Here is a 25460-nt window from a genome sequence, read left to right on the forward strand (position 1 = left end):
GGGGCGGAGCGTGGCCGGTATCAGATATCCTTGGCGATACGCAGACCGTCATAAATGGCCGCATGCGTGTTGCGCGCGGCAACCGCGTCACCAATCCGGAACAGCTGGAAGGCGCCCTGCGGGTTACGGACCACCGACTGCGGTTCCCCCGCGGTCAGCTGGTCGTGCGATATTTCACCCAGGTTGACGGAATCCGGCTTGAGATCGAAATAAAGCTCGTCAAGCGGGCGCGTGCCGTGGTTGACGACAACCTGATCCACGATGCGCTGCTTGTCCACGCCACCATAATCACTGCCCACCGCAACATTGAGCATGTTGCCTTCCTTCGCCACGGAACGGATGCGGTAGGTGACCGTGAACGTCACGTCTTCCTTCTGCAGGGACCGCATGTAGGGCACCAGGTTCATGGCCATGACTTCTGGCGAGAACGAACGGTCCGGCGTCATGATCTCGACCCGGGCGCCGGAAGCGGCCAGGAACTCGGCAGCCTGCAGGGCGGCATGGTCACCCGCGTCATCAAAGACCAGCACGTTGGAGCCGGGCTTGACGTCACCGGAAATGATGTCCCACGCCGAGACGACATGCTCGTTGCCGCTCGACAGGACCTCGGTATGCGGCAGGCCACCCGTCGCGATGATGACCACATCGGGGTTTTCCGCCTTGATCGTATCGGCATCGGCCCAGGTATTGAAACGGAAGGTGACATCATGCTTGGCGCACTGGCTCATCCGCCAGTCGATGATGCTGATCATCTCGCGTCGGCGCGGGCTCTGCGCGGTCAGGCGGATCTGGCCGCCCGGCTTGTCCGACAGTTCGAACACGACAACCTCATGCCCGCGTTCACCCGCCACGCGGGCAGCTTCCATCCCTGCGGGACCGGCGCCGACAATCACCACCTTCTTGCGGGTGGCCGCCTTCTCGATGATGTGGGGCATGTTCACTTCACGGCCGGTCGCCGCGTTGTGGATGCAGAAGGCGGCACCACCCTGATAGATGCGGTCGAGGCAGTAATTCGCGCCCACGCACGGACGGATGTCTTCCTCGCGCTTTTCCATGATTTTGCGCACCAGGTGCGGTTCCGTCATGTGCGCGCGCGTCATGCCGACCATGTCGACCTTGCCTGATGCAATGGCGTGCCGGGCGGTCGCGACATCGGGAATCTTGGCGGCGTGGAAGGTGGGGAAATCGGTCGCCGCGCGGATTTCACCCGCAAAATCCAGATGCGGCGCGTTGGCCATGCCCTGGATGGGGATGAGATCGGTCAGGCCCGGATCCGTATCGATATGGCCGCGCACGACATTGAGGAAGTCGATCAGCCCGCTATCCTTCAGCTTGCGCGAGATCTGCAGCCCTTCTTCCTTGCCAAAGCCACCCTGCTCCATCTCGTCACCCGTATAACGGATGCCTACGATGTAGTCCGGCCCGACACGCTTGCGGATTTCCTTCAGCACATCGAAGGTGAACTTCATCCGGTTGTCGAGCGAACCGCCATACGGCCCTTCAAGCTCGTTGGTGAGCGGTGACCAGAACTGGTCCATCAGATGGCCGTAGGCCTGCAGTTCGATCCCGTCCATGCCGGCCGCCTTCATGCGTTCGGCCGCGTCGGCATAGTCCTTGATGATCCGTTCGATATCCCACTCTTCCATCTTCTTGGGGAAGGAACGGTGGGCGGCTTCGCGGTTGTGGGAAGGCGATACGACCGGAAGCCAGAATTCCTTGTCCCAGCGCGTGCGGCGGCCAAGGTGGGTCAGTTGGATCATGACGGCCGCACCCTGTTCGTGCACGGCGTCGGTCAGTTCCTTCATCCAGGGAACAACCTCGTCCTTGTAGACGAGCAGGTTGTTGAAGACCGGCGGGCTGTCCTTGGACACGGCGGCGGAACCGGCCGTCATGGTCATGGCCACGCCGCCTTTCGCACGCTCGACATGATAGGCGCGGTAACGTTCCTTGGGCATCCCGTCCTCGGGGTATGCCGGCTCATGCGACGTGACGATAATCCTGTTCCGTAACGTCAGATGCTTGAGCTGATAGGGCTGAAGAAGGGGATCTTCCGACATCGCACTACTCCAGATCCGGTCATGTCCGGATCATTGGCTTGAGATCAGGTACACGTGTGTAACTTTCATATTCATGATAGAACATTTTCCTGACACTGGTGAACAGGTTTTTTCATCGTAATAATCAAAAACCGCCCGCGGGCGGTCCGCACCCCACGTGGCAGCGTGCTTTTGCCTTCCGTCAGCGCGGGCACGGGGCCCGCAGCCGGTATCGCGCCCATGGCGGCAAGGCCGGGGGAGCCGCCATGCGGTTCCGATTCGCAGGGTCATTTCCGCGCCCGTCGCAGCGAAGCACCGCCACCCGGCGGGTTGTGCCATGCCCGTCACCACCCCGATTTCCCGTACAGGCAGACCGGTCGGCAGGATGCCCATACGGCAGCAGGCGTGCCAGAAGGACATCCGGCACGCCTGCGATAGAAAACCGTCACGGGCCGTGCGGCACGGCCATGCGGGGGGTCATGTCATGTTCAGGCCAGGAGCGTCAGGTCCGGTAATCCGGCTGCTCGCGGTCAAGCTTGCGCCGCAGGGCCTGCCAGACCAGACGCCCGCCATCGGGGTCGTCATCGAACTGCTTTTTCGTACGCTGGATCTGCGCGGCGGAGGGAATGTGCAGCGGCACGCCCGTGGCCTGTGCCGCGACCTGGATCCGGCAGGCCTGTTCCAGATAGTACATGCGGTAGAAGGTATGCGCCACGGTATCACCAACCGTCAGCAGTCCATGGTTCTGCAGGATCAGCGCATTGTGGGTGCCCAGGTCACGCACCAGGCGTTCACGCTCGCCCATGTTGTCATCGGCGGCGATGCCCTCGTACGGGTGGAAGCCGACACTGCCATAGAATTCCATGTTGATCTGGTTGAGCGGCAGGATGTTCGTATCCTGCGCCGCCACCACCATGCCGGGCACGGTATGGGTGTGCATGACGCAGGCGGCATCGGGCCGGCTGCGATGAATGGCGGAATGGATGACGAACCCCGCCGGGTTGATCGGCCATGATGTTTCCTGCCGGGGCAGGCCATCCGCATCGACCACCACCAGGGAACTGGCGGTGATTTCCTCGAACAGGAGGCCATAGGGATTGACCAGATAGGCATGGGCGTGCCCCGGCAGCCGCACGGACAGGTGGGTATAGACAAGGTCGGTCATGCCGAAATGCGCCATGAGGCGATAGGCCGCCGCCAAGTCCTCACGCAGGTCCTGCTCGGTCGTGGAGGTTGGGGAAACCGGTGAAGTCAACATGGTATCGAAAAATCCCATCCTGTGACAAATGCCCCAACGCACGGCTGCCGCCCGTGTCAGGCAGCACCATGATAGGGCGGAATGATATGAATCGGCAACGATGATCCATCATTCCCCCAAACGGGAACGCGTGCCCCGGGCCCGTCTGTCGGGTCCTGCCGCGCGTGCGGGCGCGGCCCCGCCACTAGCCTATCCCGGCAGGAGCGAGCGGCGGCGCAGGGGCATGGTCATGCAGTGGATGCTGCCACCGCCCTGCGAGAACTGGTCGAGTTCGGGGTCCAGCACGTCCAGCCCCTCCGCGCGCAGCATCTGGTTGATGCGCGTGCAGTGCCGCGGGCTGATCACGCGCCCGCGCCCCAGCGCCAGCACGTTGCAGCCCATGTCGCGCATGGCCTCGCGGTAGCTGACCGGCAGCAGGCGGATGCCCTGCGTGCGGAACCAGTCCAGATCCGCATCGGACAGCACGTCCACCGCCGCGATGGCAAGGTTCTCCGCCACCATGGTGAAGATCACGTCGAGATGCAGGAAATGTTCGGGAAAACGGATCATCCGGCATGTCCAGCCCGCATCCTCGAACCAGCCCATGAACTCGGCCGCACCCGCGGCGTCCGTGCGGCCACCGCTTACACCCACCGCCAGCAGGCCGGGGCGGATGATGTGGATGTCACCGCCTTCGATATGCCCCTTCGTGCAGGTCTTCCAGATCGCGTCGCGGCCATAGAAATCATGCACCGGCCCGATCTCCGCCCGGCGTTCGGGGCGTGACAGGCGGGTGACGACGGTGCCGAACGGCGTGGTCTGGGAACTGTCGCGGGTATAGACCTCGTAGGGCATGCCTTCATGCGGGGTCAGGAAATGGCAGCTGACCCCGGCTTCACGCAGGGTGGCGACCAGCCCGTCAAACTGCGCCCGCAGCGCCGCGCGGTCGATGGTCGCACCCGATGCCATGCTCTGGATGGCGATGTCGTTGCTGGGAATCCAGGCATAATGGTCCGGCGGGCACAGCAGCACGTCCGCCAGTTCCCCGGTTTCACTATCCACAAACCAGCGGTTCGTTCCCATTGTCCCGTCATCCTTGCCAGCAGTCAGATACAGCCCTCTATCGCAGCGGAAGAATAACGGCGGCCATGCATGATCAAATATAAACAATTCGTAGTTTACTTTAGTATTTTCATCAGCCCTGCCAGTATCAGTCCGTGCCATGGACGTGGGTGCTGCATGCGGGCAGTTGCGTACTCCCATGCGCCGGGTGGTCATGAATCTCCATTTTTTATGTGGTATCAATAATTTGTAGCGTATCCCCACCTGCATCACGACGCTACAATCCGTGGATAATCCTGACAGCAGACTGGTCTTTCCCGATAATGAGATGCTTGCCCGCGCCACTTCTGCCCATACGCCGCAGTAACCCCGTGGGGCCGTGGGGATACCCTTCATGAGCCGACAGCCCCCATCGGACCCCAATGGCGCGCGCCCCGTACGCCGCCAGGCATCGCGGCGGAAACCGGCCGGCTTCCATGGCCAGGTTGCCGAGGTGGACCTGCGCCTGCTGCGCGTGTTCCGCACGGTTGCCGAACATGGTGGCTTTGCCGCAGCCGAGGTGGCGCTGGGCAAGAGCAAGTCTTCCATCAGCATCGACATCGCGGCGCTGGAAGACCGGCTGGGCATGCGGCTGTGCCTGCGCGGGCGCAGCGGCTTTGCGCTCACGGCGGAAGGACGGATGGTGATGGAGGCGACCCATGCGCTGTTTTCCGATATCGCCCGCTTCCAGCAGCGCATCAATGAAGCCAGCGGCACGCTGTCGGGGCGGTTCAGCCTGTATGTGCCCGACAATATACAGATCCATGGTGAAACCGCCCTGCTGCGCGCGATCGAGACCTTTACCTCCTGTCATCCGGCCGTCTTCATGGATATCCGTTCCGCATCACCGCGTGAGGTGGAATTCGCGGTGCTCAACGGCCAGGCTTCCGCCGGGATCACGCTCAATGCCCGCCACATGCCCGGCATGCAGGCGATCCCGCTGTTCACGGAGGAACTGCACCTGTTCTGTAGTGTCCGCCACCCCCTGTCGGGCATGGCGGATGATGAGATCACGCCCGAGATACTGTCCCGGCAGCGCATGATCGAGGTGGCGGGTGCCGCCACCTCGCCCATGTGGGCGGGCCTGCGCCCGCGCCTGAACTTCTGCGCCTCGGCGGAAAATGTGGATTCGCGCGCGCTGCTGATCCTGTCGGGCAATTACATCGGCTTCCTGCCCGATGCCTTTGCCCGGCCACTGGTGCGCGAGGGGATGCTGCGGCGCATCGTCATGGGGGGGCTGCAGCTGGTGACAGGTTTCCATTTCCTTGCCCGCCCCTCCCCCGAGACCGGGCTGCTGGTCGATACGTTCCGCACCATCCTGGAAGACAGCTGCTGATACGGGGCCCGCTGGCAATGTCCTTCTCTCTTTCCGCCCGCCCCCCGGCCGGGGCGGCGCACCACACGGTCCGTTCCATGGCGCGGCCCGCATGCCGCTTCCCCTCCCGCCAGTCCCTGCAGGCCGCGGGCCTGGCCCTGCTTGTGATCATGGCGGGCCTGCTGGCCATGGCGGGACATGCGCGGGCTGATGCAGCGGAACGGCCGGACTTCCTCCATGACGGGACGCTTACGGTCTGTACCAATCCCACCCTGCCGCCCATGACGTTCGTAAACGGCACGGACGTCAATGCGGTGGACGGGATCGACATGGATATCGCCCATGGGCTGGCGGCGTACTGGCATGTGCCCCTGGTCACCACGACCATGGATTTTACCGGCCTGTTCCCCAGCCTTGCGGCACACAGATGCGCCATGGTGGCCAGCGGCATCATAAAGCTGCCGGCGCGCGAGCGGGATTTCGATGCCGTCGCCTATCAGGATACCGCGCTGGTCATCGTGGCGCGCGCGGGCACGCAGCCACTTGCCAGCATGGCGGACCTGTCGGGCAGGACAGTGGCCGTGCAGTCCGGCACCAGCTACGCTAGCCGGCTGGCCCGCGAAAACGAACATCTAGCCGCAAGCGGGCTGGCCCCCATCATCATCCAGCAATACCCGACCGAGGACGAGGTGGTGCAGCAGGTGCTGATCGGCCGTGTCTTTGCCTTTGCCAGCCAGGACGTGGAACTGTACTACCGGCAGGAGCAGCTGCACGGCCGGGTCAGCGTCATCCTTGTGCCGCCCTACCCCGAATACCGGCATTTCGCACTCTATATCCGCAAGGACGCGCATGACCGCGCCCTGCTGGAACAGGCCTTGGCCACCATGGTGCGCAATGGGCAGATGGCGGCCATCCAGAAGGAATGGGCCATCGCCCCCGATCCCGCCACGGCCCTGCCCCACGCGGGGCCTGCGCCCATGTTCCGCTGGGGCATCTTTTTCGCGGCCCTGACATCCGGCGCGTTCATGCGGGGGGCGTTCATCACCCTTGCCGTGGCCGTCCTGTCGCATCTTGCGGCCATCATGATCTCGATTCCGATGGCGGTGGCGCTCAATGGCCGCAGGTCCTGGCTCACGCTGGTGCTCGGGGGGTATGTATCGCTTTTCCGTGCCGCACCGACACTGTTGCAGCTGCTGTTCATATGGAATGCGCTGCCGCAGTTCCTGCCCATCTTCCGGGAGGCATGGTTCACGCCCTTCCTCGCCACGTGGCTTGCGCTCTCGATCAATGAATCCGCCTATCAGGTCGAAATCAACCGTGCTGCCCTGAATGCGGTGGACAGGGGGCAGGAACTGGCGGGGGACGCGCTGGCGCTGTCGCGCCGGCAGGTGTACTGGCATGTCATCTTTCCGCAGGCACTGCGCATTGCGCTGCCCCCTACCATAAACGAGTTCATAAACCTGCTTAAGACCACATCGCTTGCCTCGGTCATCTCCCTGCAGGAGCTGCTGGCGATTACGCAGATACAGGTGGCGCGCACGTTCGCGTTTACGGAATATTATGCGGCGGCGCTGGTTTACTATCTGGCCATGGTCTTCCTTTTCCTGTTCGTGCAGAAACGTGTCGAGCGCCGTTTTGCATGGGCCGACCGCCATCAGGCAGGCACACATGACCCCTGACCCCATGACCATCCCGCCGGACCTGACCGCCATGATTTCGGTACGCCACCTGAGCCGGCTGTACAGGGATTTCGTCGCACTCGACCGGATCAGCTTCGATGTACGGCGGGGGGAGAAGATTGTCGTGCTTGGCCCATCAGGGTCGGGCAAGTCGACACTGATCCGCTGCTTCAACCGGATCGAACCGCATGACAGCGGCATCCTGGCCATTGATGGCGAAATCATTGATGAACGGACCGACCTGACCCGGCTCCGCGCCACGGTGGGCATGGTGTTCCAGAACTACAACCTGTTCCCGCACCTGAACGTGCTGGACAACTGCACGCTTGCCCCCCGCCTGGTCAAAAAAACCCCCCATGCGCAGGCCGGGGCCATGGCGCGGCACTTCCTGGCACAGGTCGGGATTGCAGAGCAGGCACATAAATACCCCATCCAGCTTTCCGGCGGGCAGCAGCAGCGCGTGGCGATCGCGCGCGCGCTGTGCATGCGGCCCGAAGTCATGCTGTTTGACGAACCCACGGCAGCACTCGACCCCGAGGCGATATCGGGCGTGGTGGCCATCATCAACAATCTGGCGCGGGAAGGGATCACCACTGTCTGCGTCACGCATGAAATGGGTTTCGCGCGGCATATTGCCGACCGCATCATTTTCATGGATCAGGGCCGCGTACTGGAAATGACCCCGCCCGCGCAATTCTTCACCAACCCCACGACACAGCGCGCCCGTGACTTCCTTGACCAGATGATCTCCTGCTGACTGACTTCTGCCAGGGTAGCATGGGCGCAACCAGGATCAGGACCGGGCTCATTCTTCAGGAATGCCAGTTGCCAGACCACGGTCTCCCTGAGCCTGACGGCGCACGCGGTGCCGGTCAAGCCGGGTTTGGAACTGCCCCAGCCCAGCCTGCCAGCGATCCGTCTGGCCATTCCGGATCGTATTCCCCGACCACCATGCCGGCAGTGTTCTCACTGCGGCAGGACTCCCGGTACACCCTCAGCATGGATGATTTTCAAAGTATCTTCGTGATGTTCACGGTATGAAACAATAAAGCCGTATTATGAAATTAACTTATTTATATTCTATTAATTTAATAAATATTAAAAATAAACACCACAATTCGGTAAATTTTTTACACAATATCTGAAATTTTTTCATAATAATTAAAAATGATGTTTATTTTTATCATTATTTTGGAATCAATACATATAAACAGTTTTATTTAATATTATCATAATATTACATAAATAAGATTTATTAATATAATGAATGTTATTTAAATTATATGATATGAATATATAAGAATTTTTAAGATACCAATCTAAGTATAAAATAAAAATCATCAATTAATGATTTAATTATAAATAATTATATTAATAAAACAATTAATTTTTGTAAAATTTCGACGCATCACCACCCGATATAATCTGGTACGCTCATACATTAATGTCCGCAATTCATATCGCAGCATGCTTTATCTTGTGTCTTAGAGCCCGATCCGAAAGTTTTTCAACCCTGACAATGCCTTGCTGTCCGTCGTGTGAGCATTCGGATTGAGGCGATCAATGTCCATGCGGTTGAGGAAGCAATGGATTGTTCCCAATCTTTGGCGAGCCGCCTGCATCGTCCCAGCCATGCGAATGTCCGTTCCACCACCCAGCGACGCGGCAGGATCTGAAAACCCTTCACCGTATCGGACCGCCTGATGATTTCGAGGGTCCATTTTCCCATGGAGGCGAGCGCGGATCGCAATTTGTCGCCAGCATAGCCGCCATCAGCGAAGATGTGGCGCAGCCAGGGAAAGCGCCTGCGTATCGCTGCCAGAACATCAACGGCCCCATCACGGTCCTGGATATCAGCGGCATGAACGAGGAGAAAGATCAGGAAGCCGCAGGTATCCGTCACGATATGGCGCTTGCGGCCCTTGACCTTCTTCCCCGCGTCATAGCCCGAAATCCCGCCGCTTTCCGTGGTTTTCACCGACTGGCTGTCAATCACGCCCGCGCTCGGAGAGGCGTCACGTCCCTCGATCTCGCGCAGGCTCATGACCAGCACCGTATTCATGACCTCGAACACTCCGGCATCACGCCAGGCGTAAAAATAGCGCCTGATGGTCGAGACCGGCGGAAAGCATTTCGGCAGCAGACGCCACGCACACCCGGCCGAGGCTATGTAGAGCATCGCATTGACCACCTCGCGCATATCCGTCGTGCGCGGACGACCGCCCCGTTTCGCCGGGGGCACAAATGGCATGATCAAAGTCCACTCCCCGTCCGTCATGTCCGATGGATATCGCAATCTTTCCCGGCTATACTCGCGCCGGGCAATACCAGTCCATGTCACCATTCACTCCATCTCTCTGCAAAGACGGATGAATCACAACAGGCTGGTATTGTTCAAAAACTTTCGGATCGGGCTCTTAACAAATGACCCTGAGGCCCTGCTCCATCCTGGCCACGTCACGCCATGCCGCAGGGGCATGCAGCTTGGGTATGCCGTTTGCCTGCCGCCCATACTGCCAGCCGTGAACAAATGCGATATAAGGATGTCGTAACGTCCATGACTGAGGTAAGCCGCCTGCATGATGCTTCCAGTACGCCTGATCCGGTTACACGCACTGGCCCTGATCAGCGTGTTCATCACCAGCAGCACAACACAGGCCAGCACGACCACCCTGCCCGATGCAGCGCTCCTGCTCCAGCGTGCCATGGTGCAGGAACTGGGCATCCAGCAGCTTCCCCTCCGCCCCCGCCAGACACAGCGCGCCATGGCGCTGGCCACTGCCATGCTGGACCGGACCGCGGCATGGCCGCAGGAACCCGAAGTGATCCTGGTGGTGGACCGCGCGCCGATGGCCCAGCTCATGTGGGTTGTTCTGGCCCGGCCAGGGGAACACACGCTTGCCCCGCTGGGTATGGTGGCGGTCAGTACCGGGCGCCCCGGGCGCAAGGAGCACTTCCGCACACCGGTAGGCATCTTCTTCAACAACGGGCAGATCTACGGCTACCGCGCGCTGGGCACCAAGAACGAACATGGCATCCGGGGCAATGGCGAGAAAGGGATGCGGGTCTGGGATTTCGGCTGGCAGACGACCGAGGACTGGCGCCGCAAGGGAGCGGTGGCCGTCGTGCGGCTGGAAATGCATGCGACTGACCCCACCTTTCTGGAAGCCCGGCTGGGGCAGGCGGATTCGGAAGGCTGCATCCGCATTCCCGCCCGCGTGAACAGCTTCATTGACCGCCACGGCCTGCTTGATCGCCAGCTTGACCTGATGGCACAGCAGAACGACCCGCAGAAGGCCCGCTCCATCCGTGCGCTGCTTGGCGCCAGCCATACCCCCACCCCGCTGGAAGGGGACCGGGTGGTGGTGGTGGATTCATCCGACACGCATGCCCTGCTATCCGACCCTGCCCTTGCCCAGCGCATACAGGACAGCTTTGCCCAATTCCTCGCGGCATCGCAGAACCCGGCGGCAGGCACCACCCCCGCACAGGTCGCAGGCCAGCCCCTGGCCCCGCTGCCCCTGACCGCCCCCCCGGCCGCAACACAGCCCGCATCGCCCCCGGTATCCACACCCGTTCCGGCACCCGCACCCTCTGCGGTGAGCGTACCAGCCACCGCCCCGGTGCCGCCTGCTCCTGCTCCTGCTCCTGCTCCTGCTCCTGCTCCTGCTCCTGCTCCTGCTCCTGCTCCTGCTCCTGCTCCTGCTCCTGCTCCTGACGACTGGGGCGATTGATGCGGCGTTGCAAATAAAAAATGTCACCTTGATGTTATTTATTATTTCATATTACAGCGTTTTACGCTGATATTTCATTATTTACTGTTTTAAAAACGGTTGGGTAATAATAAAATTTTTGGGCGTTGCCTTTTTTAAAAAAAGCAACATTTTCCGAAGCTTTTTGAAAAAAGCTTCACCAAAAACTTCTGTGATTCCAGTATGTTCTCGACGTATTCCGCATGCGACGTGCCGGACAACAGCACATAAAAAAAGGGGGCATGACTGCCCCCTTTCCTGAATCACCGGCACTGTTGCCGGAACCGGTTACGACCAGCGCCAGTTCCGGATCTCGGGCAGGTCCTGACCGTACTGCGCCACATATTCCGTGTGTTCGACCAGCTTGTTGCTGATCGCCTCGTTGGCATAGGCCGCTTTTGCCGCAAGGCCGGGCACGCGCCGGATCACGTTCTGCACAAGATGGAAGCGATCCAGACTGTTGCGCACCGTCATGTCAAACGGTGTGGTGGTAGACCCTTCCTCGCGGTAGCCATGCACATGGAAGTTGCGGCAGTTGGTCCGCTTGTAGATCAGCTTGTGAATCAGCGCTGGATAGCCATGGAATGCGAAGATGACCGGCTTGTCGGTGGTAAACAGGCTGTCGAACACAAAGTCATCCAGACCGTCCGGATGCTGGGTCCTTGATTCAAGCGTCAGCAGGTCAACCACGTTGATCACGCGGATCTTCAGGTCCGGCAGGTGTCTGTTCAGCAACTGCACCGCCGCCAGCGTTTCCATGGTCGGCACGTCACCCGCACAGGCCATGACCACATCCGGCTCACCGCCCTTGTCATTGCTGGCCCATTCCCAGATGCCGATGCCCTTGGCGCAATGCGCCATGGCGGCATCCATGTCCAGCCACTGCGGCTCGGGCTGCTTTCCCGCCACGATCACGTTCACACGGTCACGGCTTTCCAGGCAGGTCTTCGCCGTGCACAGCAGGGTGTTGGCATCGGGCGGCAGGTACACCCGCACCGTCTTGGCCTTCTTGTTCAGCACATGGTCAATGAAGCCGGGGTCCTGATGGCTGAAGCCGTTATGGTCCTGCCGCCAGACATGCGATGTCAGCAGGTAGTTCAGCGACGCGATCGGCGCGCGCCAGGGCACCTCATCGGCCTGCTTGATCCATTTGGCATGCTGGTTGACCATCGAATCCACGATGTGGATGAATGCCTCGTAGCATGACAGGAACCCGTGGCGACCGGTCAGCAGGTAGCCTTCCAGCCAGCCCTGGCAGGTGTGCTCGCTCAGGATTTCCATCACATGACCATCAACCGCCAGATGGTCATCATAATCGAAAGTTTCGGCGTTCCAGGCGCGGTTGGTCACGTCCAGCACGGCATTCAGGCGGTTGGAATTGTTCTCATCGGGGGCCAGCACACGGAAGTTGCGCGCGGGCAGGTTGAGCTTCATCACATCGCGCAGCCACGACCCGAGCACGCGCGTGGCCTCACCCAGTTCATGCCCCGGCGAGGACACGCTCACCGCATATTCACGCACATCGGGCAGGCGCAGGTCGCGGCGCAGCAGGCCGCCATTGGCGTGCGGGTTGGCACTCATCCGGCGGTCGCCCTTCGGCGCCAGCGCCGCGATTTCGGGCATCAGGGTGCCGTTTTCGTCAAACAGTTCTTCCGGCCGGTAGCTATGCATCCATTCGTCGAGCAGCTTGAGATGCTCGGGCTTGGTCATGTCGGTAATGGGCACCTGATGGGCGCGCCAGTACCCTTCCGTGCGCAGACCGTCCACCGTCTTGGGGCAGGTCCAGCCCTTGGGGGTGCGCATGATGATCATGGGCCAGGCCGGGCGCACGGTCTCGTTCTTCTCACGCGCGGCTTTCTGGATTTCCGCAATGCGGGCAAAGGCCGTATCCATCGCCACGGCCATCTTCTGGTGCATGATGTCCGGGTCATGGCCTTCCACCACGATCGGGTCATAACCGTAGCCCCGGAACAGGCTCAGCAGTTCCTCTGGCGCGATGCGGGCCAGAACGGTGGGGTTGGCGATCTTGTAGCCGTTAAGGTGCAGGATCGGCAGGACCGCGCCATCGGTCCGGGGGTCAAGGAACTTGTTGCTGTGCCATGACGTGGCCATGGGGCCGGTCTCGGCCTCGCCATCGCCCACCACGCAGGCAACAACCAGGTCGGGATTGTCAAATGCCGCGCCATAGGCGTGCGAGAGCGAATAGCCCAGTTCACCGCCTTCATTGATCGAACCCGGCGTGGTGGGTGCGGCATGGCTGGGAATGCCACCGGGGAAGGAGAACTGCTTGACCAGACGGGCCAGCCCGTCCGCATCCTGCGACACTTCGGGGAAATACTCGCTGTATGTCCCTTCCAGATAGGTACTGGCGACAACACCCGGCGCCCCGTGCCCCGGCCCCGCCACGAACAGGATGCTGCGGTCCTGCTCACGGATGATGCGGTTGAGATGCAGGTAGAGGAAATTCAGCCCTGGCGTGGTGCCCCAGTGGCCCAGCAGGCGCGGCTTGGTGTGTTCCAGCTTGAGCGGTTCACGCAGCAGCGGATTGGCCAGCAGGTAGATCTGCGCAATCGACAGATAGTTTGCTGCATGCCACCATTTGTTGAACAGCGCGACATCCGCTGTGGACAGCGGTGTTGCGGATGCAGTTTCACTCATTTCCGTTCCTTCCGAGATAGTCCATCCCTGCCCGGCCTGTACTCAGCCCAGACACATCAGCACGTGCCGACGGATTGTTGTTTCCTCATCGGTGGGGATGACCCGCACCTCCACAGCACTGTCCGGCGTGCTGATGATGTCCCGATGCGCGGCATTGGCCTGCGCATCGAGACGGATTCCCGCCCATTCCAACCGCGCGCATACCGCCGCGCGGATGGTGGCGTCATGCTCGCCAATACCGGCGGTGAACACCAGCCCGTCCAGCCCCTGCAGTGCGGCCATCATGCCGCCGGCCTGCTGGGCAAAACGGTAGACGAACAGGTCCAGCGCCTGTGTAACCTCCGGGCTCATGCCGGCCCTGGCGTGCAGGTCGCGCATGTCCGCCGACACACCCGACACACCCAGCAGGCCGGAGCGGTGATAGAGAATATTCTCGATCTCGGCCGCGCCCAGCCCTTCTTCACGCAGCATGTACAGGATCACACCGGGGTCCAGGTGCCCGCAGCGCGTGCCCATGACCAGCCCGTCCAGCACCGAGAAGCCCATGGTGGTGTCCACGCTGCGTCCGGCCAGCAGCGCGCACAGGCTGCCACCGCTGCCAATATGGGCGACAATGGTACGCCCCTGCGCCAGATGCGGCGCGGATGTACGCAGGCAGGATGCGATATATTCATACGACAGGCCGTGGAATCCGTAGCGCCGCACACCCTTGGCCGCATAGTCGCGTGGCAGCGCCTGTGCCTGCGCCACGGCAGGCAATGTGTGATGGAAGCCGGTATCGAAACACGCCACCTGCGGCAGGTCCGGCTTCTGGGCCAGCAGGGCACGGATGGGGGCCAGGCTGCCCGGCTGGTGCAGCGGGGCGAAAGGGGTCAGGGCAGCAAGACGGGCCAGCACATCGGGCGTGATCCGTACGGGGGCAATGAAATCCGCCCCCCCGTGCACCACCCTGTGGCCCACGGCCATGAGATCGACATCACCCAGCTGCCTGCCAACCCACTCCATAAGGGTGGCCATGGGGCCATGATGGGCCTGCGCCGGCGTGGTGCCGGGGGCAATCGGTGCCCATGTCTCATCCACCAGCACGCCACCCGATGCATCATGGGCGACAAAATGGGGATGGGTGCCGATCCCCTCCAGTTCCCCCGATGCAATGCGATGGGAAGGCGAGGCCGCTGTCTCGCCCTTTTCAATGGCGAACAGGGCAAACTTCAGGCTGGATGAGCCTGCGTTGAGTGCCAGCACGGCACGGGTCATGCCTGTTTCCCCCTGTTCGTTTCACGAAACCGGCAGCATGTCACGCTGATCCGACACAGCTGACATTGATGCGAATCAATTGCCTGTGCGCCATCCCCTGCATCAGGGAAGCACGATTGCGCCCAACGCATCCATCACGGGTCCGCACGCCAACGTGGTAGATCAGGAAAGGTTTTTTAAATCAGTTCGTTACAACATTCCGATCCGGTCTGTCGGCCTGTATTGCGGACCATGGGCACGGACAGTCCGGGTGAATGCATATCACCTGCGCGTATCGTATGTTTCCTGCCCGCCGCCACCCGCGTGGCGTGCAGGCGGCGAATCACCCGAAGCGTCGCGCCAGTACCGCACGCGCGGCCTTGCGGGCTTCGCCCGCATCGCGCCCCACGCGGATAAGGGCGGGAATCTGGAGCGGGTTGCACAGGATGCTGCGCGCCAGCGCCCCCACCGCCAGACTGCCATCGGGCCGCAGGGCAACCACGGCAGCGGGCGGCAGGGTACGGTCCGCCGGATCACAGACCACGCGCATGACCGCAAAGGGCACCCTGCGGGCCGCGGCCATTTCCGCCACCACGCCACTTTCCATGTCCAGCGCCACGCAACCCGTCTGGCGGAACAACTCCGCCTTGCGCGCGGCCGCCGTCACGATCACGTCGCTATGCAGCAGATCGCCCGCCATGACATCGGCACGGTTTGCCCCCAGCCAGCCCAGCAACGCGGGGGATGCGGCAATCCGCTCGCCATTGACCATCACATGCGCGGGCATGACCACGGCACCGGGTGCAAGTGCCGGGTCCAGTCCCGCCGCCAGCCCGAAGGAAAGCAGCGCGTCCACCCCACCTTCCAGCAGGTCCAGCACCGCCTGCCGCGCACCCGACAGGGTCGCCCCGCTCAGGCCGAAACGCGCCTGTGGCAGGAACGGACGGATCAGGGAGGCTTCCGCCTCCATCCCCACCACGATACCCAGCCGTGAAAAGGGAGATACGGATACTGGATCAGACATGACGACCCCTTTCGCGATTTTCAGGAGACATGGCGCCTACGGTCACGACCGCCGGAAGCAAAACGGACGGGTTATGATGATGCCGCAACCACGCCCCGGGAACGCCCGCAATACCGGGTGCCGGCGCCATTACGCCCCCATGCCTGCCGCAGGCTCCGTAGCGCCTGCGCGCCGGGTCTGGCACCATCGGGTCCGGCATGGCCTTCCTGTCCGGGTGGCGGAAAACCGCTGCCAGTCCGTCGCCCCCGCTCATTGCGGACGGCCGGCGGTACCCCGGCGGTCATGCACGGCCCGGGCTGCCGCGGCACCGGAGCGGATCGCCCCTTCAATCGTGGCGGGCAGGCCCGTTGCCGTCCAGTCCCCTGCCAGCAGCAGGTTGGCGGCCATGGTGCGCGTATCCGGCCGCATCCGGTCCTGTGCGGGGGTTGCGGCAAAGGTCGCACGCTTTTCACGCACGATCCGGAGCGGTGGCATGGCCACCGGCAGCGGGACCGTCGCCGCCGGGTCGATCGCGGCACGTACCTCGTTCCAGATGATGGCGGCCAGTTCATCCAGGTCCCGCGTGGCGTAGCGGTTGGCGGCACTGACCGTGACCGAAAGGATGCGCTCCTTTGCAAACACCCATTCGCTGATCCCGCCCACGACACCAATGAAGCGGGCCTGCGCCAGCCCGCCGGTCAGCACCGGGGGTTCGGGCAGCAGGAAATGCACGTTCAGGATCGACTCGAATTCATCCGGCGCGCTGAAACCGGGCAGTTCGGCAGCCAGAAGGCTGGCCGCCACGGGGGGCGGCACCGCCATGATGACGGTATCCTGCGCGCCAAGGGCAATCCGTTCCTCCCCCAGCCGCAGGGCCGTGACCTGGCCCTCCGCCATCTCCACCGCGCTTATCCGGCTGCCGGTGCGCACCTCGGCCCTGAGCACCGACAGGTGGGCCACAGCGGGGTCCACGAAACTTTCGGACAGCCCCACGGCGGGGAAGCGCGGCAGGCAGTTGCGGCCCCCCTTCGCAAGACTTTCCTTCACCACCGCACCCAGCAGGCCGGCGCTGCCGGTATCGGGCATGGTGTTGAGAACGGATATGGCAAAGGGTTCGAGCAGGCGGCGCGCAAGGCTGCCCGGCTGCAGGCAGTCGGACACCACCATGTCCGGTGTCGCCTCCATCAGCGCCAGCAGGCCACGCAGTTCCGCCAGCCGCATGCCCGGCACCCGCCTGCGCTTCGACAGCACCCACAGCGGCACCCGGCCGCGGGAGAGGTCCAGCGTCCAGCGCAGCCGGTCGGACAGGTCCACGAACGGAAAGACGGGGCGTGCAGGCCCCACCAGCGTATCCTGCGCCCCGATCAGCCCCAGATAGCGGTACACCGCCGGGTTGCCTGACAGCAGCAGATGGTTGCCATTGTCGATCCGGCAGCCCAGCTGGCGGTCAAGATAGGAGCGTGCGCGGCCGCCACAGGCCGGTCCCGCCTCATAAACCGTGACCCGCTCGCTGCCACCGGCCAGCTCAACCGCCGCCGACAGCCCGGCCAGGCCGCCGCCTACGATATGGACATGTCCCGCCATGGTGCCTCAGCCCGCCAGCGCGCGCAGCGCGATCAGCACCTTGCGCGGGCGCGACAGCGAGACCCGACGCTCCGGCGTGCCCCAGCCCTGACGCTCCTGCGCCGCGAGGATGGCGGCGTACGTCGCCCCCATCAGGCGCGCGGGCCGCATGGCCGTACGGTCGCATTCTGCCATGGCCGCCGCCGCCGCACGGAAATGATCATGCGCGCGACCGGCCAGGATGCGCCCGACCTGTTCCAGCCGTGGCGCGCGCACCACGGCTTCAGGTTCGGGCGGGATGCCAAAACGCTCCAGCAGGTCACGCGGCAGGTACAGGCGGCCCAGCCGGGCATCCTCCGCCACGTCGCGCAGGATGTTGGTGATCTGCAGTGCCCGGCCCAGATGATAGGCCACCTGGTCGGCGCTGGCCGAGGCATCGCCAAACACCCGTACCGACAGCCGCCCCACGGCGGAAGCCACGCGGTCGCAATACAGGTCGAAGGTGGCCTCATCGGGGGCGACAACGGGGCCGCGGGCATCCATTTCCATGCCGTCGATCACGTCGTTGAAGTCCTGCTGGCGCAGGTCGAAACGGCGGATGGTGGCCATCAGCACACGGTCGATGCCATCACGCGCCTCACCTGCGTAGAGCCGGGTGATGCGCGCGCGCCATTCCTCCAGCCTGCGGCACTTGTCGGCGGGATCGCCCTCATCATCAGCCACGTCATCGACCAGGCGGCAGAAGGCGTAGACCGCGTACATGCCATACCGCCGGTCCGGCGGCAGGATGCGCATTCCCTTGCCAAAGGACGTGCCCGACCGCACCACGACCTGCTCGACCTGTGCCAGGTCGGCGGCGTCGCAGCCCGGTACCGGGGCCTCATCATGCCGCGCGCGCAAAAAAAACATTCCCGCGTGTTCCGTTCACTTCAACAAATTGACAGTTCGCCTGTTCTTAGCGGCAATCGCGCGTCAGGACAAAATCCCGCCCGATCAGACCAGCGTGCGCATGGCCCCCGCCACAGCCCCCATCACATCGGCGCGCGAAAGCTTGACGCGGCCCGCCACCGGGTCCTCCACCCGCAGGCGGGCTGCCAGCCGCTTCGACAGACCGACAATCACCGCCGCTTCCATGCGCATGCGCCGGTCACGGATCATGCGCGGCAGCAGGGCGGCGTGGCGGTTGAGTTCATCCACCCTGTCCAGCAGCGCGGCAAACACGCGGCGCAGGCCGGGCACGGCATAGGGGCGGCGCAGGTCGTCGATCGTCACCCCCTCACGCTCAAGCCATGGCCGCGGCAGGTAGCAGCGGTCCAGATTGCGCAGGTCATCGGCGCAGTCCTGCAGGTGGTTGAGCACCTGCAGCGCCGTGCACAGCGCATCCGACGCGCCGAATGTCTTCGGGTCCTCGCCATGCAGTTCCAGCAGGAACCGCCCCACGGGGTTGGCGGAATAGCGGCAGTATTCCTCCAGTTCCTCCCACGTGTCGTAGCGGTTCTTCACCGCATCCTGCCGGAAGGCCACGATCAGGTCGGTGGCCGTGGATGTGGATACACCCGTGCGGGCCAGCGTATCGCCCACGCGCACCGCCGCCTGCGCATCACGCCGGTCGGGGGCGGTACGCCGGCCCAGTACCACGTCCTCCATGGCGTCAAGGCGGGCGATCTTGGCCTGCGGGTCCAGCCGGTCGGTATCGACGATATCGTCGATCACGCGGGCAAAATCATAGTAGGCATGCACGTGCGGGCGCAGCCTGCGGCTGATCAGCAGGGAGCCGACCGGAAAGTTCTCGTCCCCGGCGTCCTTGCCGGACGAGACATCCCCGCTGCCCCACACGGCCTGCTCATCTGTATTCACCCTACGTCATCCCCCATGGTGCGGTTCATTGCGGTCGCGGTGCCCTCACCGCCCGCATGTGTCGAGATCGCGCCATCGGGCTCGGTATAGGCGCGGCTTTTCCACACCACGCCCCGGCCCCGATGGTGGTCCAGTGCCGAACCGATCGTGGCCAGCGTATAGAACCCCGCGATGACCGGCAGCAAGAGCGCCCATGAGGGCGACAGCCCGAAGCGGCGCAGCGTGGGCGTGTAGGACGCCATGGACAGCACCCACGCCCCAGCCCCCAGCAGGCAGGGCAGGCCGTGGCCCAGCAGGGCAAGCTGCATGGGCACGATCCAGACCAGCACCATGCCAACCACGGTCCCGGCCAGCAGCAGGGGGGAATAGCCAAGCTGCACATACGCCGTGCGGGCCACCATGCGCCAGATATCGGCCGGATGCGGATAGGGGCGGATGGAACGGGCAAGACAGCTATGGCCCAGATAGATGCGCCCGCCACTGTGCTTGACGTGGGCGGCCAGCGTGCAGTCGTCGATCAGCGCGCCGCGCAGGCTCCCGATCCCGCCGATGCGCGCAAGCGCGCTCCAGCGCACCAGCACCGTGCCGCCCGCGGCCCCCGCCACCCGGCTGCGCGGGTTGTTCACGCTGGCAAAGGGGTAGAGCAGCGCGAAGAAGAACACGAAGGCCGGCACCAGCATGCGCTCGGCCTGGCTTGCGCAGTTCAGTTCCACCATCTCGGACACCTGGTCCAGATGTTCCGCCTGCGCCTTGGCCACCAGGGTGGAGACATGACGCGGATCATGGGTGATGTCGGCATCGGTCAGCAGCACGAATCCGCTTGAATCCGGCACCAGTTCCCGCGCGCGGGCCACGCCCTGGGCCACCGCCCACAGCTTGCCGCTCCAGCCCGCGGGGCGTGCCCTGCCGGTCACGACCGTCAGCCGCCTGTGCGGATCCGGCACGGCGCGGGCCAGCCTGCCCGTGCCGTCGGTGCTGTTGTCATCCACCAGTATGACATGCAGCTGGCCGGGATAGTCCTGTGCCAGCAGGGAGCTGACACAGCGCGCGACCGACGCCGCCTCATCCCGCGCAGGTACCACCACGCACACTTCGGGGCAGCTGGCCGCCGCAAGCTGGCTGCCACGCACCGGCGCCAGGATCGGCCCCGCCTGCCAGAAGCGCCCATGACAGAAAATCAGCCCAAGCCAGATGACACACACCAGTATGGAAAGCGCGAGCAGGAACATGACGGATGCCTCAGTCCAGCATTCCGTGCTGGCGGAACCAGTCTATGGCGTCCTTCACCGCTTCCCGCGCGGGGCGCGGAGCGTAGCCGAGTTCGCGGATGGCCTTGTCCGATGAGAAGAACATCTTCTTGTGCGACATGGCCAGCATCTCCCGCGTGACGCGCGGCGCGATGCCAAAGGCGCGCGACAGCCATTCACTGGCCACCGCCACGGGCCAGATCACCGCCTGCGGCAGGCTGATGCGCGGGGGCGCGACGCCCGCCAGTTCGGCAGTCATGGCGAACAGGTCGCGCAGCAGATAGTTCTGGCCGCCCAGGATGTATTTCTCGCCTATGCGCCCGCGCTCCAGCGCCAGGGCATGGCCCTCGGCCACGTCATCCACATGCACGATGTTCACGCCGGTATCGACATAGGCCGGCATGCGGCCCGCGGCACAGTCCAGGATCATCTGCCCCGTGGGCGTGGGCTTGATGTCACGCGGGCCTACGGGGGTGGAGGGGTTCACGATCACGGCAGGCAGCGCGCGCTCATGCACCAGGCGCAGGACTTCCTGCTCGGCACGGTATTTGGAACGCTTGTAGATGCCGATCACGCCATGCTCGTGCACCGGCGTTTCCTCATCCGACACCGTGCCATCACCGATCAGTCCCAGCGCCGCGACGGAGGAGCAGTAGACGATGCGTTCCACCCCCGCCTTCTGTGCCGCCAGCATCAGCGCGCGCGTGCCCTCCACATTGGCCACCATCATCGGCACCGGGTCGGGCACCCACAGCCGGTAATCCGCCGCGACATGGAACACGTAGCGGCAGCCCTTCACCGCCGCATCGAAGCTGCCGGGGGTGGACAGGTCCCCCTCGACCAGTTCGGCGGGCAGGTCGCGCAGGTTGGTCAGATCGCTCCCCTTGCGCACCATGAGCCGGAGCGAATGCCCACGCTCGATCAGGTTACGGGCAACGGCGGAGCCGACAAAACCGGTCGCACCGGTTACAAGGGTTGGGGCAGTCATGGTCTGAACGATCACTCCGTCGGGGACAGAATTCACGATTGCGATACGGACTCGCAACCAGCGGGCGTTCCATTTATCCCGACACCTCCCGGTGGCGCCAGACCTTCCTGTAGTGTAAGTGAGGCACGACTGGCCACCGTGACGTGAATTTCACCCGGTGTTCCCCCGCCAACAGACCAAGACGGATCGTTTTTGAGAAAGCTCACCATCCTGCTGGCCATCCTTGGCCTGGCCCTGCTGACCGGCTGCACCGCGTGGTTCGGGGCGGGTTCGGTCATGAAGGCCATCGTCTCCATCGGGTTCACCGGGTTCATGGCGACCGTCGTGGCGCAGCTTGCAGTCGATGCAATACTGGGTCTTGCATGGCACGCGGCTTGCCGGGACATTCCGTTCGTGCAGCTGGTGGTGTCGCGCATGATCCGCGACGCGGCAGCATCGTGCCTGCCGTTCTCGCAGCTGGGCGGCATGGTGCTGGGCATCCGCGCCACGTGCTCGAGCGACCTGTTCGCGGGCAGGAAGGGCCGGCATGTGGATGGGGGGGAGGCCGCCTGCGCCAACCTGGTGGACATCACCACCGAGGTGATGGGCCAGATCCTGTTCATCCTGACCGCCGTGCTGTGCCTGGTGGCGCACCAGCAGTCCAGCCCGTTCGCCCGTCCCGTCATGATCGGGCTTGTGCTGCTGAGCCTGGGAATCGGCGGGTTCATCTATACCCAGCGCCACGGGGGCGACCTGCTCAAGCGCGTGGGCCGCAGCCTGGGCAACAACATGGCCGCCCAGTGGCAGGACGCCATGCTCAACAGCGCCGACAGCATACAGGAACGCTTCGACGCCATATGGTCCCACCCCAGCCGTATCGCGCAGGGGGCGATCCTGCACTATGTGGGCTGGCTGGGCAGTGCCGCCACCATCTGGGTCGCCTACTATTTCCTTGGCGCGCATCTGAGCTTCAGCGGCGCCGTGGCGATCGAGGGTGTTGCCTGCGGCATCATGTCCGTGTCCTTCCTGGTGCCTGCGGGGCTGGGCGTGCAGGAAGCGGCGTATATCGCCCTTGGCTCGGCCTTTGGCATCGCGCCTTCGGTCTCGCTGGGGCTGTCGCTGCTGCGGCGCGGGCGTGAACTGGTCATCGGCATTCCGATGCTGCTGCTGTGGCAGGGCATGGAAATGCGGGCCCTGCGGCGCAGGTCGGACAGTAAGCCCGCACCGGATGATGGCGCGGCCCCGGCCGTCTCCCCCGTTCCGCTGCGCGAGTCCGGCGACCCCACGCGCAAGTGATCGCACGCTCCGTGACCCCTAGCCAGACAGACCACCGCGCCATGACGAATCAGACCACCTCCCTGTTTGACACACTGGCCGTTATCGGCCCCGGGCTGATCGGCTCGTCCATCCTGCGCCGCGCGATGGAAGACCGGCGCATCGCACGCAGGCTGGTGGCATGCGACATAAGCCCCGAAGTGCGCGCCCGCGTGGCCGAACTGGGCATTGCCGATGTGGTCGAGGCCAGTCCCGCCGCCGCCGCGCATGAGGCGGACTGCGTGATCATATGCGTGCCGGTGGGTGCCATCGCCATGGTGGCGGCGCAGGTCATGCCCGCCATGAAGGCGGGTGCGATCCTGAGCGAGGTGGGATCGGTCAAGGTCACGGTGATGGAGGCCATGCAGCCGCTGCTGGCGCAATATCCCGATATTGCCTTCGTGCCCGCGCACCCCATGGCGGGCACGGAATTTTCCGGCCCCGATGCCGGTTTCGCCACCCTGTTCGAGGACAGGTGGTGCCTGCTCACCCCTCCTGCCGGCACCCCACGCGCCGCCATCACGCGCATCACCACACTGTGGGAGATGATGGGTGCCCGCGTGCGCGACATGACGGTGGAACATCACGACCGGGTCTGTGCGATCGTCAGTCACCTGCCGCACCTGCTGGCCTTCACCATCTGCGGCACGGCCGATGACCTGGCGGATGAAACGCGGTCCGAGGTGCTGGACTTCGCGGCATCGGGCTTTCGTGACTTCACGCGCATCGCGGCGTCGGACCCCACCATGTGGCGTGACATCTTCCTCAACAACCGCGAGGCGCTGCTGGACATGCTCGACCGCTTCATTGCGGATGCACAGGCCATGGGGAATGCCATCCGCACCGGTAATGAAGATGTGATCGTAAGCCGCATCCAGCGCGGCCGCGCCATCCGCCGCAGCCTGATCGAAAACCGGCAGGCCTGAGAATAAAGGAAATTTTTGACAAAGCTTTTTTCAAAAAGCCTTGAAGAATGCCGCCTTTTTGAAAAAAGGCGGCACCCGGAAACTCCTGTTCCTTATTGTCAGGTAATGGTGGCGATCCGCAGCGTATTGGTGCTGCCCGCAACCCCGAAGGGCAGGCCCGCCACGATCACCACCGCATCGCCCACGCCCCCGTAGCCATCCGCCCTGATGATGGACAACGCCTGGTCCACCACGCTTTCAATGGTGTAAACCGGCGTTTCCTGCCCGACCGAGACCGCCTGCACACCCCACGCCACCGCCAGCCTGCGGGCGATCTCGTCGCTTGGGGCAAGGCCGAGTATGGTGCATGAAGGCCGTTCACGCGCAATGCGCAGCGCGGTGCGGCCCGATAGCGTGAAGGCGGCGACGGCGGCCACATCCACCGTTGCCACGATCTGGCGGGCGGCGGCGGCTATGGCGCCCGCCACGTTGTGATCCGCCTCGGGGCTGGAGGCATCGAGCTGGCGGCGCCAGACCTCGTCTTCCTCCACCCGGCGCACGATGCGGTCCATGATCGCCACCGCCTCACGCGGGTAGGCGCCCACCGCCGTCTCGGCGGAAAGCATGACCGCATCCGCGCCATCGAACACCGCCGTCGCCACGTCCGATGCCTCGGCACGGGTGGGGGTGGGGGCGTGGACCATGCTTTCCAGCATCTGGGTCGCCACCACCACCGGACGGCCCAGCCTGCGGGCGGTGCGGATGATGCGCTTCTGCGCCAGCGGCACCTGCTCGGGCGGCAGTTCGACACCAAGGTCGCCGCGCGCCACCATCACCGCGTCCGACAGGGTGACAATCTCCTCCAGATTGTCCATCGCCTGCGGCTTTTCCAGCTTGGTCATGATCCAGGCGCGTCCGCCCGCCAGGGTGCGGGCTTCCTTCACGTCCTCGGGCCGCTGGACAAAGGACAGGCCGACATATTCGATGCCCAGATCCAGCGCGAAGGCCATGTCCGCGCGGTCCTTCTCCGTCAGTGCGGGAATGGGCAGGACCACATCAGGCACGTTCACGCCCTTGTGGTCCGACAGCACGCCGCCCAGCGTGACTTCCGTCAGCAGGAAGTCGGGGCCGCATTCGCATACCCGCAGCGCCAGCCGCCCGTCATCGAGCAGCAGGGTGCTGCCCTCTTTCGCCGCAGCCAGGATTTCACGGTGGGGCAGGCTGACCCGTGTCTCATTACCCGGCGTGGGGTCGAGATCGAGACGGAACCGCGCGCCCGGTGTCAGCTGCGCCCGCCCGTTGGCAAACGTGCCCACACGCAGCTTGGGGCCCTGCACATCGGCCAGGATACCCAGCGGGCGGCCAAGCTCCGCCTCCACATCACGGATCACGGCATGGCGGGCGGCATGGTCTTCATGCCTGCCGTGGGAGAAATTGAGCCGGAACACATCCACCCCCGCCACCGCCAGCGCGCGGATGGCCGCATGATCGGAGGTGGCTGGGCCAAGCGTCGAGACGATCTTGGTCCGGCGCATGGCACGATACGGTGTATCCGGCATTTCTTTCCCCTACCTGTTTACATCCATTGCC

19 protein-coding genes are annotated in these 25460 nt (G+C 63.6%); 6 read left to right on the forward strand and 13 right to left on the reverse strand.

Annotated elements, in window-relative coordinates; genetic code table 11:
• Positions 1-20 precede the first annotated feature (20 nt).
• The 3 genes from LDL32_RS11600 to LDL32_RS11610 all read right to left on the reverse strand — a co-directional run bounded on the left by LDL32_RS11600 (position 21) and on the right by LDL32_RS11610 (position 4356).
• Positions 21-2057: an NADH:flavin oxidoreductase gene (locus LDL32_RS11600; protein ID WP_233067061.1), complete on the reverse strand. Its 2037-nt coding sequence runs from the start codon at positions 2055-2057 to the stop codon at positions 21-23.
• Positions 2058-2538: 481 nt separating this feature from the next.
• On the reverse strand, positions 2539-3294 hold the full coding sequence (locus LDL32_RS11605) for a class II aldolase/adducin family protein (protein ID WP_233067063.1): 756 nt from the start codon (positions 3292-3294) through the stop codon (positions 2539-2541).
• A gap of 189 nt (positions 3295-3483) precedes the next feature.
• Positions 3484-4356, reverse strand: coding sequence for a dimethylarginine dimethylaminohydrolase family protein (locus LDL32_RS11610; protein WP_233067065.1), 873 nt, complete (start codon positions 4354-4356; stop codon positions 3484-3486).
• 373 nt (positions 4357-4729) lie between these two features.
• On the opposite strand from LDL32_RS11610, the gene LDL32_RS11615 reads away from it, so the two are divergent.
• From LDL32_RS11615 to LDL32_RS11625, 3 genes are all read left to right on the forward strand, one after another.
• Complete coding sequence (locus tag LDL32_RS11615; protein WP_233067067.1) at positions 4730-5710, forward strand: LysR family transcriptional regulator; 981 nt, start codon at positions 4730-4732, stop codon at positions 5708-5710.
• 149 nt (positions 5711-5859) lie between these two features.
• Positions 5860-7368 (forward strand): ABC transporter substrate-binding protein/permease, encoded by a 1509-nt coding sequence (locus tag LDL32_RS11620; RefSeq protein ID WP_370636763.1) that lies wholly within the window; start codon positions 5860-5862, stop codon positions 7366-7368.
• Positions 7358-8125 carry an amino acid ABC transporter ATP-binding protein gene (locus tag LDL32_RS11625; RefSeq protein ID WP_305069320.1) on the forward strand — a complete coding sequence of 256 codons (768 nt, stop codon included), beginning with the start codon at positions 7358-7360 and terminating at the stop codon, positions 8123-8125. Before LDL32_RS11620 ends, LDL32_RS11625 begins: the two co-directional genes overlap by 11 nt.
• A gap of 750 nt (positions 8126-8875) precedes the next feature.
• Here the strand turns inward: LDL32_RS11625 and LDL32_RS11630 are convergent.
• On the reverse strand, positions 8876-9712 hold the full coding sequence (locus tag LDL32_RS11630; RefSeq protein WP_048856220.1) for an IS5 family transposase: 837 nt from the start codon (positions 9710-9712) through the stop codon (positions 8876-8878).
• Positions 9713-9947: 235 nt separating this feature from the next.
• Between LDL32_RS11630 and LDL32_RS11635 the strand changes: the two genes are divergently transcribed.
• Positions 9948-11102, forward strand: a complete 1155-nt coding sequence (locus LDL32_RS11635; RefSeq protein ID WP_233067070.1) for a L,D-transpeptidase — start codon at positions 9948-9950, stop codon at positions 11100-11102.
• A gap of 306 nt (positions 11103-11408) precedes the next feature.
• Here the strand turns inward: LDL32_RS11635 and LDL32_RS11640 are convergent, their stop codons facing one another.
• The 8 genes from LDL32_RS11640 to hpnA all read right to left on the reverse strand — a co-directional run bounded on the left by LDL32_RS11640 (position 11409) and on the right by hpnA (position 21672).
• Entirely contained in the window at positions 11409-13778 is a 2370-nt protein-coding gene (locus LDL32_RS11640) for a phosphoketolase (RefSeq protein WP_233067072.1), read from the reverse strand.
• Between the two features lie 42 nt (positions 13779-13820).
• On the reverse strand, positions 13821-15035 hold the full coding sequence (locus LDL32_RS11645; protein ID WP_233067075.1) for an acetate/propionate family kinase: 1215 nt from the start codon (positions 15033-15035) through the stop codon (positions 13821-13823).
• 322 nt (positions 15036-15357) lie between these two features.
• Complete coding sequence (locus LDL32_RS11650; RefSeq protein ID WP_233067078.1) at positions 15358-16038, reverse strand: hypothetical protein; 681 nt, start codon at positions 16036-16038, stop codon at positions 15358-15360.
• A 249-nt stretch (positions 16039-16287) separates the two neighbouring features.
• Positions 16288-17601, reverse strand: coding sequence for a hydroxysqualene dehydroxylase HpnE (hpnE, locus tag LDL32_RS11655; RefSeq protein WP_233067080.1), 1314 nt, complete (start codon positions 17599-17601; stop codon positions 16288-16290).
• A gap of 6 nt (positions 17602-17607) precedes the next feature.
• Positions 17608-18489 (reverse strand): presqualene diphosphate synthase HpnD, encoded by an 882-nt coding sequence (gene hpnD / locus LDL32_RS11660; protein WP_233067083.1) that lies wholly within the window; start codon positions 18487-18489, stop codon positions 17608-17610.
• 84 nt (positions 18490-18573) lie between these two features.
• Positions 18574-19437, reverse strand: coding sequence for a squalene synthase HpnC (gene hpnC, locus LDL32_RS11665; RefSeq protein WP_233067086.1), 864 nt, complete (start codon positions 19435-19437; stop codon positions 18574-18576).
• Positions 19434-20666, reverse strand: a complete 1233-nt coding sequence (locus tag LDL32_RS11670) for a glycosyltransferase (RefSeq protein ID WP_233067088.1) — start codon at positions 20664-20666, stop codon at positions 19434-19436. Before LDL32_RS11670 ends, hpnC begins: the two co-directional genes overlap by 4 nt.
• 10 nt (positions 20667-20676) lie before the next feature.
• The gene (gene hpnA, locus LDL32_RS11675; protein ID WP_233067090.1) at positions 20677-21672 is read right to left on the reverse strand and encodes a hopanoid-associated sugar epimerase; all 996 of its coding nucleotides are present in this window, start codon (positions 21670-21672) and stop codon (positions 20677-20679) included.
• Between the two features lie 192 nt (positions 21673-21864).
• On the opposite strand from hpnA, the gene LDL32_RS11680 reads away from it, so the two are divergent.
• Complete coding sequence (locus LDL32_RS11680; RefSeq protein ID WP_233067092.1) at positions 21865-22947, forward strand: lysylphosphatidylglycerol synthase domain-containing protein; 1083 nt, start codon at positions 21865-21867, stop codon at positions 22945-22947.
• A gap of 41 nt (positions 22948-22988) precedes the next feature.
• A complete protein-coding gene (locus tag LDL32_RS11685; RefSeq protein WP_233067094.1) occupies positions 22989-23891 on the forward strand; it encodes a prephenate dehydrogenase/arogenate dehydrogenase family protein in 903 nt (300 codons plus the stop codon).
• Positions 23892-23989: 98 nt separating this feature from the next.
• On the opposite strand, the gene pyk is transcribed toward LDL32_RS11685, so the two are convergent.
• The gene (gene pyk / locus LDL32_RS11690) at positions 23990-25429 is read right to left on the reverse strand and encodes a pyruvate kinase (protein ID WP_233067095.1); all 1440 of its coding nucleotides are present in this window, start codon (positions 25427-25429) and stop codon (positions 23990-23992) included.
• Between the last annotated feature and the right edge of the window lie 31 nt (positions 25430-25460).

Source organism: Komagataeibacter sp. FNDCF1 (assembly GCF_021295335.1).
Lineage (GTDB): Bacteria > Pseudomonadota > Alphaproteobacteria > Acetobacterales > Acetobacteraceae > Komagataeibacter.